The organism is Microscilla marina ATCC 23134, from assembly GCF_000169175.1.
In the GTDB taxonomy this organism is placed as follows: domain Bacteria; phylum Bacteroidota; class Bacteroidia; order Cytophagales; family Microscillaceae; genus Microscilla; species Microscilla marina.
In genome coordinates this window covers 123025-137949 of sequence record NZ_AAWS01000016.1, presented here as the reverse complement: position 1 = coordinate 137949, position 14925 = coordinate 123025, and the positions used below count along the sequence as shown (strand labels likewise).

Sequence of the window (14925 nt, the reverse complement as noted above, 5' to 3'; positions counted from 1 at the left end):
CACACATATCGTCGAATTTAGAGCATCTCTTGGGATGGGCAGTCAGGATTGGGATTGCGCTCGTTCGGGTGTGTTTAAGTCAAAGTACAGGTACTGAAATAGAACTATACTAAGATATAAACCAAACCCGAACTCAAAAAAGTTCGGGTTTTTTTGTGCCTATACCCCAAGGCTTGACGGGTTTGGCGACAATCTTACACCAAAAAACAAGTACTCACACTTGTTAAAATCTAAGATTGGATTAAAAAAGTTCAAGTCATCACCCAAAACGAAACCGCAACAAAACGATGAAGTTTAACACAAAAGCAAAAGGCTCAAACCAAATCACCAATTATGAGGGGGCACCAGCCTACAAAATTTCGGCTACCCTCGAACTCTACACTGCCGTAGTAACCACTTCGTTGAGTAAGACTTTTTACGAAGGGGATGGTTTGAAGCGAATAGCGCGCTTACGTGAGTTGATCAAAAAAAACGATCCGTTGTTTGTAGCTCAACTTGCTGTGTATGCCAGAGAAAAAATGTACTTGCGGTCGGTACCGCTAGTGCTTGTTGTAGAACTAGCCAAGGTACACAACGGTGATGACTTGATAAGCCGTCTGGTGAGCCGGGTAGTGAAACGTGCCGACGAAATTGCCGAGTTGCTTGCTTACTACCAAGCCGCAAATCAACGCCAAGGCACTAAAAAATTGAACCGATTGTCTAAACAGTTGCAGCGTGGTTTGGCACTGGCTTTCAACAAGTTCGATGAATACCAATTTGCCAAATACAACCGACCCAACGAGGTAAAACTGCGCGATGCTTTGTTTTTGGTGCACCCAAAAGCAAAAGACGATGCCCAACAAAGCTTGTTTGACAAGATTGTAAACGATGGGTTGGAGATTCCCTACACTTGGGAAACCCAACTGTCGGAACTAGGGCAACAAAAATTTGCCAACGACAGCGAAAAAGCTTCGGCTTTTCGTGCCAAATGGCAAGAATTGATTGACAGCCAACGATTGGGGTATATGGCACTGATGCGAAATCTACGCAATATGCTGGAGGCAGGCATCAGCACCGAACACCTAGCCAAGGTGGCAACCCGATTGAGCGACCCAGCCCAAGTGGCACGCGCTAAGCAACTGCCATTCAGGTTTTTATCGGCATACCGCGAACTCAAAAGCGTAAAGTCGCCTAGAGTGAGCAAGGTGCTAGAAGCACTGGAAGCGGCTATTTTGGCAAGTACTCAAAACCTAAAAGGGTTTGACGAAAACACAGATGTGTTGATTGCCTGCGATACTTCGGGCTCGATGTGTGGACCGATTTCTCCACGAAGCTCGGTGCAAATGTATGACATAGGGCTAGTGTTGGGCATGTTGCTACAGTCAAATTGTCAATCGGTGATGTCAGGTATTTTTGGCGATCGCTGGAAAATCATCAACCTACCGCGTAAGCAGGTATTGGCAAATGCCGATGCCCTACGCAACCGAATGGGTGAGGTGGGTTACTCTACGAATGGCTACCTGGTGATCAAGGATTTGATCAAGCGTAAGCAAAAAGTAGACAAGGTGATGATTTTTACAGATTGTCAATTGTGGAACAGTCACTACTCGGGCGAGTCTATTGCCAAATACTGGGCTCAGTACAAAAAAATAGCGCCTAACGCCAAATTGTACTTGTTTGATTTGGCAGGGTATGGACAGTCTCCGCTAGAAATCAAAAAGGATGATGTAGCATTGATTGCGGGTTGGTCAGACAAGGTTTTTGAAATATTAGAAGCCCTGGAAAATGGTCAATCAGCGGTAAGCGAAATTAAAAATACGGTAATCTAAAATTCCCCTCTCTCCCCTCATTTTTGAGAAAGAGTGGGGGGATTTTCAAAGCATTAATTCAAATAGAGTTTATCGCCTTCAAACGCAAACGAGGGTTTGTCGGAACGATTTAATATTGAATTAATTGAAATTATTGAAAATTTCATAAATACAAAACTGTGTTTATATAGGCACAAACGTTCTTTGATAAGTTGTTGATTGTTAATGATTTGTTTTTTGATTGAAAAAATCAGAAACGCGAAAAACATTACAAAATACTAAAACCAAAAGTAAAAAGAGTGTCGTAGGCGAGTCATCCTTCGGTAGATTTGTCATCTATTCTCCCTTCACGGGGAGTATGTGGGACTTGTCGTTTGTTGCCTCTTTTTCTCAATATTGCGAGTTAGCTTAAGGGGAGAGCGCTTGACTCATAATCAAGTAAGTGTGGGTTCGAATCCCATGCTCGCTACTCATTTGGCGAGGTGGCTTAGTGGTCTAGAGCACTTGACTCATAATCAAGAAATCGCAGGTTCGAATCCTGCCTTCGCTACTGGTTTTGTAATGTGTTTGGAGGCAGTACTATTTTTCAAATGGCTGACTTTCAAGGCATAAGTTGGTCGTTGGGGGGCGCAAGTGCGTCCTCATGACCGCTTAATTAACAAAAGTAAAAATTTGAGTGTCGTAAAAAAGTCTTACTTCGATAGCAAATCTATTGTCTTAGGACGTGCAGGTTCGAGTCCTGCCATTGTCTGGTAACAGTCAGTGTGGCGGAATTGGTAGACGCGATATAGTAGCTTGTTTAGACTTCATCCTTTGGGGTTATTGCGCGACTTTGACTATCATCATTTTGTTAAACTTTTTGTCAATAGCGCTGCTATTAACTCAAAATTTAACGCATGCTAATAGCAAATTCATCACAATCACTCTCAAAAACGAAAATCTAAACAAGCTCTAAGTGACTTTTTGCCTGTTACCTCAAAAAAAATTGAGTGCCGTAGAAGAGTGTTACTTCGTTCGCATTTCTGAGAAGAAATCACAGGTTCGAATCCTGTACGTGCAAGCGTTGGTCGAGTGGTTGAAGACACGAATATAATTATAGTCACTTTTCGCTCGTAGCCTCATTTTTAAAAATATTCAAATTTTGGCGAAAGCCAACAAGAAAAAAAGTGTCGTAAGCAAGTGTTACTTCGCGGGGCAGAGGGTCACAGGTTCGAATCCTGTCTGTCGTCCTCCATAAAATGAATAGCAATACACGACGGCAGTAGCTCAGAGGGTTAGAGCATCTGAACAAACATTTTGTTTATGTCTCACTTGCTGATTGTTACCTTTTTTATAAAACATTAAAATTTTGGCGAAAGCCTCTAACTAAAAAGTGCCGTAGAGCAGCGTTACTTCGCCCGTCACGCCAGAGATGCAGGTTCGAATCCTGCCCTCGCGATTACGTGAGGTCGTCTAATTTGGAGAAGATACTGTAAACAGTCGTTGCTCGTTTGTAGCCTTTTTTTTACTAAGAATTTATTCACCCTAAATACAAACGAATATGCTAAAAGACACACTAAAATACCAACATCCTCCCTAGCCCCGAAAGGGGACTTTTTTAAAAAAGTTCTGGAGGAGTAATAATTGAGTCAAAAACAAAATGGTGGAGTAGCCAAGCGGCAAAGGCAGTTGGTTTACATCCAAATAATCGCAGGTTCGAGTCCTGCCTCCACTACTAATAAAGCTTCAAAGGTTTAGCGATGAGCTATAAGTGAAGCAACCAAGTTTTACATAACTATAAAAGATTGATTATCAGATAGCAATGAGAAAAATCAAAACTATTTTTGACCGAAACTGGGAGACTAACCGAAAGGTAAACGCCCAACTAGCAGTGGATTTTGACTTTGAAAATGCCACGGCTACCGAAAAGCTGGATGGAATGAACATCCGACTGACGGTAAGAAACCATACTGTAGTAAGGGTAGAAAAACGGCGAAATCCTAACAAGGTACAAAAGCAACAGGGCATTAGCGAGCCCTGGTATATAGACGCTGACGAGTTTGGCAGTGCCGATCAATGGATTTTTGACGCGGTGCGCAATACAGACTTTACAACAGTGCCCGACGGCGAGTGGTCGGCAGAGGCATTAGGCAAAAATATTCAAGGCAATCCGCTCAATTTGAGCAACAACCAAGTGTTTATTTTCTCATTGCCCAAGTGGCGAGAGAAAATCACACTGGCAAATGTGCCTACTACTTTTGAAGCACTAAAAGCTTGGTTGCCTCAGCAAAAAAGCAGGTTAGGCAACAATACAGGCATAGAAGGTATTGTGTGGCATCATCCCAATGGAGAGATGGTAAAAATCAAGGTAAAAGACTTTGAATGAAGCTTTGAACGGGTGAGTTAACCCAAAAAACTGATTTTTTAATGGTTATATGGTTTCCGCTTCGCTCATTGTTGAGTGATTGGGTGATGATAACACCCTCTGAGCGGTTTTTAGTACCGTTTACAGCATCTATTACAGTGCAACAACAACTATGAATACTATAAAAAAGACCAATACAAAAAATGCCATGGTATTGGTCGAATTGTGGGGTTAGTTCAATTGGCGAGAACCTCTGTTTTGCATACAGAAAATAACGGTTCAATTCCGTTACCCTACACTACTTGGTTTGCCATAAGGGTAAACTTTTACATGACATAAAAGACCAATACACCTATACTGTTTTGCCAGGGAGTAAAAGGGTGTAGTATCTGACTAAAAAAAGTATTGGTCGAATTGTGGGGTTAGTTCAATTGGCAAGAACTCCTGCCTTGCACGCAGAAAATAACGGTTCAAATCCGTTACCCTACACCATTCGCTTACCATAAGGGTAGGCGGTTTTTTGGGTGATTATTTACATAAATATAAGGATGTCGTAGGTGAGTCTTACTTCGTAGACTTTGTATCTATTATCAACAGTGACTTGTCGCTTGTTACTCCTTTGTCTTTATAATGCACCTAAAAAATATTCTTTGACATATTGATAATGAAAAAAAGAAATTGAGTGTCGTAGACAAGCGTTACTTCGTAAGTTCGATTCTTATCGGGACCTCGAAAGTTTAATAAACAGGTTCCGTGCCCTATTTAGGTGGGCAATGCGTTTGTCGATTATCACCTCTTTTTTTTCAAACTAAAGAAAAAGAAAGTGTCGTAAAGGAAACTTACTTCGTAACTATAACGATCCTAAGGTAGCGTAATTCGGGCGACCGAATGAGTGAAGTTGGGTTAAAAACCAACCAGGCAAAATGTTTTTACCTTCATAAGTAAAAATGCAAGTCTCTAGTAGATGTAGAATTGCCGGCTCAATGCCCTAAGTTGTTCTAAGTTTTTCTAACTGGGCAAACGGGTAAAAGCGATGGTTTTCTTGATTGTTGCCTTTCTTTTATTATAAGACGTTGAAGGTGAATTGGTTGCACCACTGCCGTGCCAAGGCAGAGTTTGTGGGTTCGAGCCCCATCAGCGTCTCCATCTTTTGCAAAAACGTCCCACCTCTCAATTCCTTCCTATTCTTCATCCAGCTATTTTTATTAGTCGATAGTGTTTAGTCAGGAGTCGGTAGTGTTGCCCAAGTTATGGCGATCAGTACCCATTGAGTAAATACAAACATTGACAATGTATGAAGGATTTTTGAGAAGCTTAATAACGACGTTTTAACACCAAAAGGCATTGAAGGTGAACAGGTTGCACTGCCACACTTCCAATGTGGAGATAGCGGGTTCGAGTCCCGCCAATGCCTCAAAAAAAGAACTGAGTGGGTTTTGCGTTGTTCTTCCAAACAAACAGAAATCTGCCTCATAAGCAGAGTAATGCAAAATGATGCCTGCTCCCCTATCTTTTTTTTTAACACTGGACTTGTAGCATAGTGGCTTAATGCACCCGACTGTCGCTCCCCCTGATGAATATCAGGAAAAGACAAACAAGCAACGTGGGTTCGAATCCCATCAAGTCCGCATTTATAGTGCTGTAGGCAAATTGGTTACGCCACCTGTCTTTCGAATAGGTGATTGCGGGTTCGAACCCCGTTGGCACTACCATAAGAGCACTGAGCGGTTTACAAATTGGCAAAGGTTGCCAGAGTGGTTTACCTACCACTCCTACAAGGGTTCGATTCCCTCATCTGTAAGTTACCTGTTCGTTTGGCTCTACAATATTGAAAATAAGTGATTATAAAACTTTACAAAGAAACTAAAGAACTGAGTAGTTCTTAATTAGAGTATGGTACGCGTGATATGCCGATAACATTACAGGTGGGTTCGATTCCCGCGCTAGTTGAGATTAGCTGCTCTCTTATCTTTTTTTTCAATCTGGACTTGTAGCATAGTGGCTTAATGCACCCGACTGTCTATCGGGAAATCGTGGGTTCGAATCCCATCAAGTCCGCCAAAAGAACTGAGTGGTTCTTAACCAGAGTTTGGACAACGTTTTATGCCAAGAACATAAAAAGGCAGGTTCGACTCCTGTGCTGGCTAAGGTTAGCTGCTCTCTTATCTTTTTTTTCTAAATGGTGCTGTGGACAAGTTGGTTAAGTCGTCTGTCTTTCACGCAGAAGATCGCGGGTTCGAACCCCGTCGGCACTACCATAATTGAATCACTTATTTTCATTATCAATATAGACTTAAGAAATTAAAAGAACTGAATGGGTTTTGTCACGTTCTGCCAAACGAATATGCTCGCAAAAGAGCAACGACAAGCTTATACCTGTTCCCTTATCTTTTTTATATAACTATGGGGCAAAAAAAGAAACAAATACGGCGTCGTTTCAGAGACGAAGTATTCGAACGGGATGGGCACACTTGTGTTTTTTGTGACATGACCGAAAGCCTCGATGCACACCACATTACCGACCGTAGCGAAATGCCTCACGGCGGGTATGTCAAAGAAAATGGCATTACGCTATGCTCGCATCATCATTTGCTTGCTGAGCAATACCATATTTCTAATGGAACAACATGGGAAGCAGGAATGCACCCGAACGATTTGTACCAAATGATTGGAACAACTAAAGAAGTGGCTGTGAGACAGTCCGAAAAACTTAACCAATTTACCTAGTTATAGGTCAGTCTGTGTAGAGGCTTTGACTTGTCGCTAGTAATTTAAATAACCTAACAAAAAAATGGACAAGCAAACTATTAATCAACTGATTAAGCAAGTAGTGCAAGACCAGATGCCTTTATCTGAAACCTCGCATAACACCTTGCTAGAGCACAATCGGATGTTGTATGCATCTTTGCTAAACTTACCCAGTTTGAGCGTTGAAGATAGTATGCAAATTATCCAACGACTGTTAGCTGTCACCGAACAAGATGGCAAACCTGTTTCGCTTGATGCCAAGCGCACAGAAGACCGCCTGATGAGCGAAGTATTACCCTTTTTGGAGGTCACCAAGGTATTGGAAGGTTTCGGGAAACTGGTCACGCTTAAGGTAAACAACCAACGCACGGCAACCTGGATCAAAACCTATATTTTGGGCTCACCCCACCTAGAACAATGGGCAGTAAGTCACCGCGCATTGATTGCCAAACTATTGACTCACGCATTGGGTAAGCAAGCAACCCAAACTTGTGTTCACTTTATGTTGTTGAGCAAGACCAAACGCAACGACCGTCAAAACGCGTATCTCGATAAATATATTTACCACTGCGCAGGTAACAATACTCCTGCCTTGGTAAAAGATGTGTACTTGTTTTTGTTTGGCAAATTGAGTGAAACTTCGCACAAACAGCTGAATGCTTACTTGCAGTCTCGCAAAAAACTGGAAAATGGTAAAGGCTTGCCTTACAAAGTATTGAGAGGTTTAGCGGCTACTTTCCACCCTAAAACCGAGGCATCGCAAGTGAGACGATTGGCGGGTAAAAACAAAGTAAAACGAGAGTATATCGTAGGAGGCGAATTGGTGGGGGCAAACTCAACCAATTTGGTAGATCGTATCCGAAAACAATACATAGAGGGTATGCAAGATGAATGGGTTGCCCAGAAAATTCTTGCCGAATCAAGCAAAATACCCCACTGGGATGCTAAAGTAGCACTGGTGTTGGATACGTCTTACTCTATGCTAGGGTTTGGCGCGCGTATGTATAACAACTTATCCATTGCGACAGCCTTGACTCAAGTATTAGAGAAACGAACCTCTGAGTTAACTATAGTACAAGTAGGCAATCAACAAACGACTGATTTCCCACAGGCACAGGGAGTTACCACCCTTGCCGAGGGCATTTTAGAAGCCATGGAGCATCAGCCCGATGCAGTATTGGTAGTAAGCGATGGTTATGAAAATGTGGAGCAAGGCGATGCTGAAATGGTATTGCAAGGCTTGAAAAATTTAGGGGTAGAAACTCCTTTTGTACACATTTTACCTGCTTTTACAGTACGTGAGGCTTACGAGCACCGTCAGGCGTTGGGCAAAGATACGCCATTGATATTAGAAACCGGAGAAAAAGGTTTAATGCCTACTTGGTTGAATATACAGTTTGCATTGCGACCCAATCGTATCGTGGATGTATTGCAAAATTCGATGCAGATGTTTTTGAATTAATTAGCAGCAAGCCACCAGTTTCAAGCGACAAGTGTAGTATACTTGCCGCTTGTGACTCACCGCTTGACGCTTATAAAATATACCTAACACTATGAAAATGAATTTGTGGAAAAACTTGACTGACCAACATCCCACGCAAGCGAAGGAAAACCAGTTGGGACGTTTACTAAAAGACCGAAAAGTAGGGCAACCATTGCGCTATGGTCATTTAGGAATGATTCCGCTGTTTGGCAGTGAATGCACCAAGGCACAATATGCCTTGCCCGAAACCGCTTTGTCGCTGACCAAGGTGACTAACTATGGGCAAATGATTTTGAAAAACTCAGGCAATCGCCCCGCCATTGTGCCCCTTAATTTGGGGTATTTTCAGTTGGGTGCACAAAACCACGCCATGTGTACCTCTTGGGTGCTAAACGCGGGCGAAGAAAGAGAGTTTAAGGATGCATGTTGTATCCAAGAATCTCAGGGTGGTTATATCAAAGAGTCGGACGACCGATTTATTGTATTGCCGCATAGTTTGCGTAAAGCCGCTTTAGCGCTGAAAGGCAAAGAAGAATACGGCAAGTTGTGGCAGTCTATTACTACCTTTAATACCCAGCTGGGCTTGAAGGCACGTGGACACTTGGATGAAATGAAACAGGCTTTTCAGCCCGAATTGTTACAAACGGTGTATCACTTAGAGCCACAACCTGAGCAAACGGGGGCTATCTTTTTGCTCAACGATGAGATTGTGGGGATAGAGTTGGCACCTGATGCGGCATTTTGGGCAGAACTACACACCCCGTTGGTGATGTATTGTTATGCACCTTTGCGCCTTGCCGAAGCCTACGCTCAGCGATCTGCTACCAAAGGAGAAGCGTTGAATGTACAGGGTTTGACTTCTTTTAAGATGCTGAAAGAACGCTACGAGGCTTTGCAACACAAACGGGTAAAAACTGCCGAAACCATGTTGAACGACTTGGGCGAGGTAACCTACAGTTCTACCAAAGAGCAGGAAAACAAGGAACACCGCTTGTTTACTGTTCGTGCTGGGGCTTTTGCTGGACAAATGGTGATGCATGGCAACCAAATGGCTTATGCGTCATTGTTTAACGAAAAGGTGGCGGTGGTTTAGGAGCGACAAGGTGTAAGCAACACGTGTAAAAACCAGTACGGTTGTTTGCTGCTTGAGCCTTCATTATTAAGTAATTTAGACAGATGACAATAGAAGGAGCTATAGGTTACAAGCGAAAAATAAGTGTTAAGATGTTGTATATCAGCATCTTTCAGATTGTATCTTGCCACCTGTAGCTTATAAATAAACTAATGAAATACGCACAAATCACCAAGAAATATTATCCAGACAACAAGGCAGTAGAAAACCTGGTGTGGCGGCTTAGTAGTGGTACTTTGCCTCAATCAGAATGGGGACATTCGGCAAGGCTTACGCTGATACTATGGGCAGTGCGCCATTATGCCCATCACGATGCTTTGCATTTTGTTCGTGAGACTTTTAAAAAGTATCACCGCAAAACGTTGGGTTTTGTGGCGAGTAAACGCAAAGGCTACCACGAAACCCGCACTTTGTTTTGGGTGTGGGCAGTACGCAAATATGCGTTGGTTTATGACGAAGGACAGGATATCAGTGAGTTTGCCAACGATTTGGTAAACAGCGATTTGTCAGACGAAACCTTGATCAATGCATATTACAACAGTGTTACTCTGGAGTCTGAAGAAGCCCGTAGACATTGGGTACAACCCGATTTGCGGGCTTTAGATTAAATAGATACAAGCTTTAAGCGACAAGTAGCAACAACCACTTGTCGCTTGAAGTTCATAGCTTACTGCTATTGAAATTGAAAAAACTAAAAGGTGCCGTAAAAGAGCGTTACTTCGGTTAGAACGTTTGATTCATCATCAAAAGGACTTTTTCTTTCAATTTAAAACACTGTATATCAATAACTTATAAATAAAAACAAGTGTTTGGTAACCTATATGGTAAACATTTAAAACTAATAGTTATACTTATAAAAAACTATTAATATTAGGTAAGCCTGCCATCAAAACGACTATTTATAAAGCCCAAACTCAATTATGACAAAAGATCAAACCCCCACTCCCGAAGCCCTCCGCTCCCGTATTTTAGGATTAGAGATGATTGACTGGAAGGCAATGCAGTTTATCCAGCATGACAACTTCAAGGTATCTACCGATGAACAGTACCAAAAAGTGGTCAGCTCGTTAGTCAATAACCAGTTCGTAGCCCCTTTTTATGTCTGGCAAGATCAAGCGGGCAAACACTGGTGTGTAGACGGCAAACGCCGTGATACCGTACTGCGTCGCATTGAACAAGAGGGTGGGGCAACAGTACGCGATGCCGATACCGGGCAGGATCAATTCTATGAAATTACCATCCCCGCAGAACTGCCTGCGCTCATCATCGAGGCAGACTCCAAAGAAGAAGCGGCCAAGTTGGTGCTCCTTTATTCTTCCGGCTACGGCGAGGTGACCCAACAAGGGCTTGCTGAATTCATTGAACAGTACGACCTCAACTTTCCTCAGCTCAAGTTTGAAATCAACCTCCCTGAGTTTTCTATGCCCCGCTTTGAGCAAACCTTTGATACTTTCGGACTGGGTGGTAATGGCAGTGAAGGAGGCGAGGCTCCCTACGCCGAAGAACACGAAGACTTTATGCCTGACGAAGAAGCCGAGGTAGTCGTACAAAAAGGAGATGTATATGAACTCAATGGCAAACACCGCCTCATCTGTGGGGACAGCCTTTTGGCAGCAACCTTTGAAACCCTAATGAATGGATCATTAGCAAGGATTCTTATTACCGACCCACCTTATAACATCCCTTACAGTCTATTTGGGGGATTAGGCAAGGTACAGCACGAAGACTTCTCGATGGCAGCGGGCGAAATGGATGACCAGGAGTTCGTGGAGTTTCTTGCTACCTATATGCGTCACGCCGTACAACACACCGTAGATGGTAGTATCCATTTCCACTTTATGGACTTTCGCCACGCCTGGCACATGTGCGAAGCTGGAGGCAAAGTATATGGCAGCCGTGAACCCAAACAAGTCTGCGTTTGGAACAAATCTATTCAGGCAAATGGCAGCTTCTATAGGGCAAAACACGAATTCTGTTTTATCTTCAAATCAGGGGAGGCAAAACACTTGTCTCATTTGGAACTTAAAGACCGTTTCCGTTCCAATGTATGGGACTACAAATCAGCCAACGACTTCTCTAATGAAGAACGCAAAGAGTTTGGCAAGTTGGGAGCTTTGGAAAACCACCCTACTCCCAAGCCCGTCCGGATGATTGCTGATGCCCTGCTTGATACCACCAACGAGGGAGACATTGTGTTGGACTGCTTTTTGGGTTCGGGTACCACCCTGATGGCAGCTGAACGCACCCGCCGTATTTGCTATGGTGTTGAGTACGAACCGGGCTATATGCAAGGCATTCTTACCCGGTTTATTCATCATTGCCAAACCGAAAACAAACCATTTGAGATCACACGCAATGGTGAGTTAATGACGGAGGAAGCCCTTGCCCCTCTGATGCCTAAATAATCTAAAGCCGTGTCTGATCAGTTAGGCACGGCTTTGCTGACCCACTCCCTTCACCTTTATTTTTTGCTTTAGGCAAATTATACCACCACGCCTTGCCTATTTCTCCATTCTCATAACAAACTGCTGTTTACGCTTTTTCAATTGCGCACTTTTGTAACTACCCAATGCATGCAGGCTATTACTAAGTAACAACAACTTACATTGGGCAAATTGTACACGCCCATGCGCGGGCGCGCGCGAAGCAAAATGAGCAAAGATAAAAAAAACATATCGCCCCAAAGGAAAAGCAAGGCTACCGAACACTACACGACTCCTGACAAGCAAAAGGCTTTTGTGGAGGCACTCGTGCATACCGGAGGTAACCGCCAACTTGCCTGTGAACGCGCCAGCCAACAATTGGGAGTCAAGGTATCGCGCAGCTCGGTTTATCACTGGCTTAAAAACAATCAAAGCTTTGCCAAAAAAGTAGCCGAAGCCAACCAGATTGGGGATTCCATTACCGTAGACCTTGCCCAAAGTACCCTGGTACAACGCACCCAGGGGATGTACTACAAAGAGCAGGTGGTGGTAAAGGTGAAGGTAGATAAGTACAAAGAACGGGTAGAAGTAAAGGAAGTGAAAAAGTACCTGCCACCTGATTATCACGCGGCAAAGATACTGCTGAGTGCCAAGGCGCAACACCTGGGGTACGGTACCCAAAAGGTGGAGCATTCGGGTGAAATCACCACCAAAAATGTACAGGTGGTGATTGCCAACCCTTATGAGAATGAAATAGACGATAACGAAAACAAGGAGGGAGCCGCCACCGATGACGAGTAAAAAGAAAGGGCAAGCAGTGACTGTCCGCCCCAGTAAACCCCAGTTTGATATTTATGTATCCGACACCCCGGTAAACCTGTTTATGGCGGGGCAAGGGGCAGGCAAAACGCACGGGGCTGGTTTAATCTCGTTTCGTTTGATTAGCAATTTTCCCGGAGTGTTTGGTTTTATGGGCGCCAACACCGATATGCAGCTCACTGATTCAACGCTTTACCGGGTCTTTTTGGTTTGGAAAGACCTGGGGTTGGAAGAATATGATGAACATACGGGGGAGGGCGACTATGTGGTGGGCACCCAACCTCCCAGGCATTTTAGCCGCGAAGGGCACGCTTTTAAAAGCTACCGCAACAAAATCAGCTTTTGGAATGGCTGCGTGGTGTTCATTGGTAGCCTGGAAAACTACAAAGCCCACGACGGGAAAGAATTTGCCTGGGCGATTTTGGATGAAACCAAGGACACCCGTGAGGAAGCCGTGCAGGAGGTGATTTTAGGAAGGCTTCGCCAACAAGGTTTGTATATTAGTATTGTTAGTAAAGCCCTAACGGATAAGGAGTATGACGAGGGGAACACAGTTGCCAACCAACCCTTTAACCCTTTATATATTTTTACATCACCTGCCAAGGTGCCTTGGATCAACGATTGGTTTGAGTTGAATGAGTATGAAGAAGAAATCAAGGCAAAGATTTATGACCCGCCTCGTTATTTTAAAAAACAGGTCAGCGGAGGGTCTAAGTTTGTGGTGATTTCGGCGACTCATTTGAACCTCAAAAACCTGCCCTCTAACTATATCGAAAAACAAGAAACCAACCTTGCCTCTCATCGGCACGGGATGCTGATTTATGGTGACCCCCTGGCCAAAAGCGGGGGAGAGTTTTGGAAACAATGGGACGCCAGCGTGCATACGGGGCATTATTATGAAGCTGTGTATGACCCTGCCCACCCCCTGGATATTACCTGGGATTTCAATGTGCACCCTTATGTAACTTGCGTAGTCATTCAGGTATTTGTACGCCCCGAAGAAGGGATGATTGATGTGTATATTTTAGACGAGATACTTAATAAAACCCCTCGCAACACCACCCCTCATACTTGTGAGGATTTTTTGAAAATATACCAATCCCACCAGGGGCGAATTTATGTCCACGGTGATCCATCGGGCAAAAACCAGCAAACCAAAACCAGAGACAAGCGCTCCGATTTTAAGGTAATTTTTGAGCAGCTCAAACCTTACTTTACCAGCCTGCGTGATATGGTGCTGACCAAGGCACCAGGGGTTTCGGAGAGTGGGGATTTTATCAACCTGATCTTAGAAAAGCAGAGCTATGGCATTCGGGTGCACGTAGACAAAGCTCGTTGCAAAACCGTGATTCGGGAATTTGAATACACCAAAGAAGCGGAGGATGGCACCATCAGCAAGAAAACGATCGAAGACACCAAACTCAAAATTCGCTACCAACCCTTTGGGCACATTTCAGATGCCTTGCGCTACTTTTTTGTGGCAAAATTTGCGAAAGCATACAAGAAGTTCAGAGGGAAGGGCACCAGTCAACGCAAAACGCAAACTGTACCACGAAAACGATCAAAAGATGCATTCTAACTTTTTACACCGCTACGACTACCGCCGAAGGTTAAGCGAGGCGGACTTGCTTGATTTTATAGAAGGGGACTGGGGCAAGCTTGCCGAAGCCCAAAAGTCGGCCATTGAAGAAATGGGGGAGTATATGGCTGCCCGGTCTTCGTTGCCAAAAATATTTATCCGGCTGTTTGCCTATAACGGCGCTGGCCAAACTTTCGCAGCGGGGGAACTGGTGTGGGTAAACGCTGTGGGGGACACCAACCTGCCTCCAGAGGTGAAATACTATAGAGCCATCAAAGCCAACCAAGGCATTGCCCCAGAAGCAAACTCTAATTACTGGCAGCCCCTTGCCACCGATCCCCGCAGTACCATTGTACGTGATTTTGCGGTAGACATTGCTCTTTATAGAGTAGTTCCTGCCAATAGCCCGGTAGAGATTGCCAGTCAGTTTAGGCAATTCTATGACGATGCCATTGCCTGGTGCAAGGTGTATATGAAAAACGAGCGTCCTACACAGTTGCCTCAAGAACCTCCGGGGGACCGGGGGATACTTATTGCGGGTGGGAAAGTGAAACCTGGTAACGACAGGCAGGATAGCCGGGGGAATGATTATAAAGGGTGGTAGAGTTTA

Annotated in this window: 10 protein-coding genes and 11 tRNA genes; all 21 read left to right on the top strand. The window is 44.0% G+C overall.

Going from position 1 to position 14925, the window contains the following annotated elements:
• Window positions 1-287: 287 nt before the first annotated feature.
• Window positions 288-1808: a TROVE domain-containing protein gene (locus M23134_RS16700; RefSeq protein WP_002698162.1), complete on the top strand. Its 1521-nt coding sequence runs from the start codon at window positions 288-290 to the stop codon at window positions 1806-1808.
• Between the two features lie 376 nt (window positions 1809-2184).
• A tRNA-Ile gene (locus M23134_RS16695) sits at window positions 2185-2256 on the top strand.
• Between the two features lie 7 nt (window positions 2257-2263).
• Window positions 2264-2337, top strand: a tRNA-Met gene (locus M23134_RS16690).
• A gap of 1091 nt (window positions 2338-3428) precedes the next feature.
• Window positions 3429-3501 (top strand) — tRNA-Val (locus M23134_RS16685).
• A gap of 87 nt (window positions 3502-3588) precedes the next feature.
• Complete coding sequence (locus tag M23134_RS16680) at window positions 3589-4152, top strand: RNA ligase 1 family protein (RefSeq protein WP_002698160.1); 564 nt, start codon at window positions 3589-3591, stop codon at window positions 4150-4152.
• A gap of 204 nt (window positions 4153-4356) precedes the next feature.
• Window positions 4357-4429, top strand: a tRNA-Ala gene (locus M23134_RS16675).
• Between the two features lie 118 nt (window positions 4430-4547).
• Window positions 4548-4623, top strand: a tRNA-Ala gene (locus M23134_RS16670).
• A gap of 577 nt (window positions 4624-5200) precedes the next feature.
• A tRNA-Gly gene (locus M23134_RS16665) sits at window positions 5201-5277 on the top strand.
• Between the two features lie 194 nt (window positions 5278-5471).
• Window positions 5472-5545: transfer RNA gene (locus M23134_RS16660), tRNA-Gly, on the top strand.
• Window positions 5546-5657: 112 nt separating this feature from the next.
• Window positions 5658-5759, top strand: a tRNA-OTHER gene (locus M23134_RS41195).
• Window positions 5760-5766: 7 nt separating this feature from the next.
• Window positions 5767-5843: transfer RNA gene (locus M23134_RS16655), tRNA-Glu, on the top strand.
• Window positions 5844-6115: 272 nt separating this feature from the next.
• Window positions 6116-6192, top strand: a tRNA-Asp gene (locus M23134_RS16650).
• 120 nt (window positions 6193-6312) lie between these two features.
• Window positions 6313-6389, top strand: a tRNA-Glu gene (locus tag M23134_RS16645).
• A gap of 145 nt (window positions 6390-6534) precedes the next feature.
• Complete coding sequence (locus M23134_RS16640) at window positions 6535-6858, top strand: HNH endonuclease (RefSeq protein ID WP_002698159.1); 324 nt, start codon at window positions 6535-6537, stop codon at window positions 6856-6858.
• Between the two features lie 64 nt (window positions 6859-6922).
• Entirely contained in the window at window positions 6923-8341 is a 1419-nt protein-coding gene (locus M23134_RS16635) for a vWA domain-containing protein (protein WP_002698158.1), read from the top strand.
• A 91-nt stretch (window positions 8342-8432) separates the two neighbouring features.
• Window positions 8433-9455 carry an ARPP-1 family domain-containing protein gene (locus M23134_RS16630; RefSeq protein WP_002698157.1) on the top strand — a complete coding sequence of 341 codons (1023 nt, stop codon included), beginning with the start codon at window positions 8433-8435 and terminating at the stop codon, window positions 9453-9455.
• Window positions 9456-9646: 191 nt separating this feature from the next.
• On the top strand, window positions 9647-10102 hold the full coding sequence (locus tag M23134_RS16625) for a hypothetical protein (RefSeq protein WP_002698156.1): 456 nt from the start codon (window positions 9647-9649) through the stop codon (window positions 10100-10102).
• A 312-nt stretch (window positions 10103-10414) separates the two neighbouring features.
• Window positions 10415-11899 carry a DNA-methyltransferase gene (locus M23134_RS38325; RefSeq protein WP_002698155.1) on the top strand — a complete coding sequence of 495 codons (1485 nt, stop codon included), beginning with the start codon at window positions 10415-10417 and terminating at the stop codon, window positions 11897-11899.
• A gap of 246 nt (window positions 11900-12145) precedes the next feature.
• Complete coding sequence (locus tag M23134_RS16615) at window positions 12146-12718, top strand: hypothetical protein (RefSeq protein WP_002698154.1); 573 nt, start codon at window positions 12146-12148, stop codon at window positions 12716-12718.
• A complete protein-coding gene (locus M23134_RS16610; protein ID WP_002698152.1) occupies window positions 12708-14315 on the top strand; it encodes a hypothetical protein in 1608 nt (535 codons plus the stop codon). Before M23134_RS16615 ends, M23134_RS16610 begins: the two co-directional genes overlap by 11 nt.
• Complete coding sequence (locus M23134_RS16605; protein WP_002698151.1) at window positions 14305-14919, top strand: hypothetical protein; 615 nt, start codon at window positions 14305-14307, stop codon at window positions 14917-14919. Before M23134_RS16610 ends, M23134_RS16605 begins: the two co-directional genes overlap by 11 nt.
• Window positions 14920-14925: the final 6 nt, after the last annotated feature.

Coding starts and splice junctions, on each gene's coding strand:
- M23134_RS16700 (WP_002698162.1), top strand. CDS start 288: ATGAAGTTTAACACAAAAGCAAAAGGCTCAAACCAAATCACCAATTAT.
- M23134_RS16680 (WP_002698160.1), top strand. CDS start 3,589: ATGAGAAAAATCAAAACTATTTTTGACCGAAACTGGGAGACTAACCGA.
- M23134_RS16640 (WP_002698159.1), top strand. CDS start 6,535: ATGGGGCAAAAAAAGAAACAAATACGGCGTCGTTTCAGAGACGAAGTA.
- M23134_RS16635 (WP_002698158.1), top strand. CDS start 6,923: ATGGACAAGCAAACTATTAATCAACTGATTAAGCAAGTAGTGCAAGAC.
- M23134_RS16630 (WP_002698157.1), top strand. CDS start 8,433: ATGAAAATGAATTTGTGGAAAAACTTGACTGACCAACATCCCACGCAA.
- M23134_RS16625 (WP_002698156.1), top strand. CDS start 9,647: ATGAAATACGCACAAATCACCAAGAAATATTATCCAGACAACAAGGCA.
- M23134_RS38325 (WP_002698155.1), top strand. CDS start 10,415: ATGACAAAAGATCAAACCCCCACTCCCGAAGCCCTCCGCTCCCGTATT.
- M23134_RS16615 (WP_002698154.1), top strand. CDS start 12,146: ATGAGCAAAGATAAAAAAAACATATCGCCCCAAAGGAAAAGCAAGGCT.
- M23134_RS16610 (WP_002698152.1), top strand. CDS start 12,708: ATGACGAGTAAAAAGAAAGGGCAAGCAGTGACTGTCCGCCCCAGTAAA.
- M23134_RS16605 (WP_002698151.1), top strand. CDS start 14,305: ATGCATTCTAACTTTTTACACCGCTACGACTACCGCCGAAGGTTAAGC.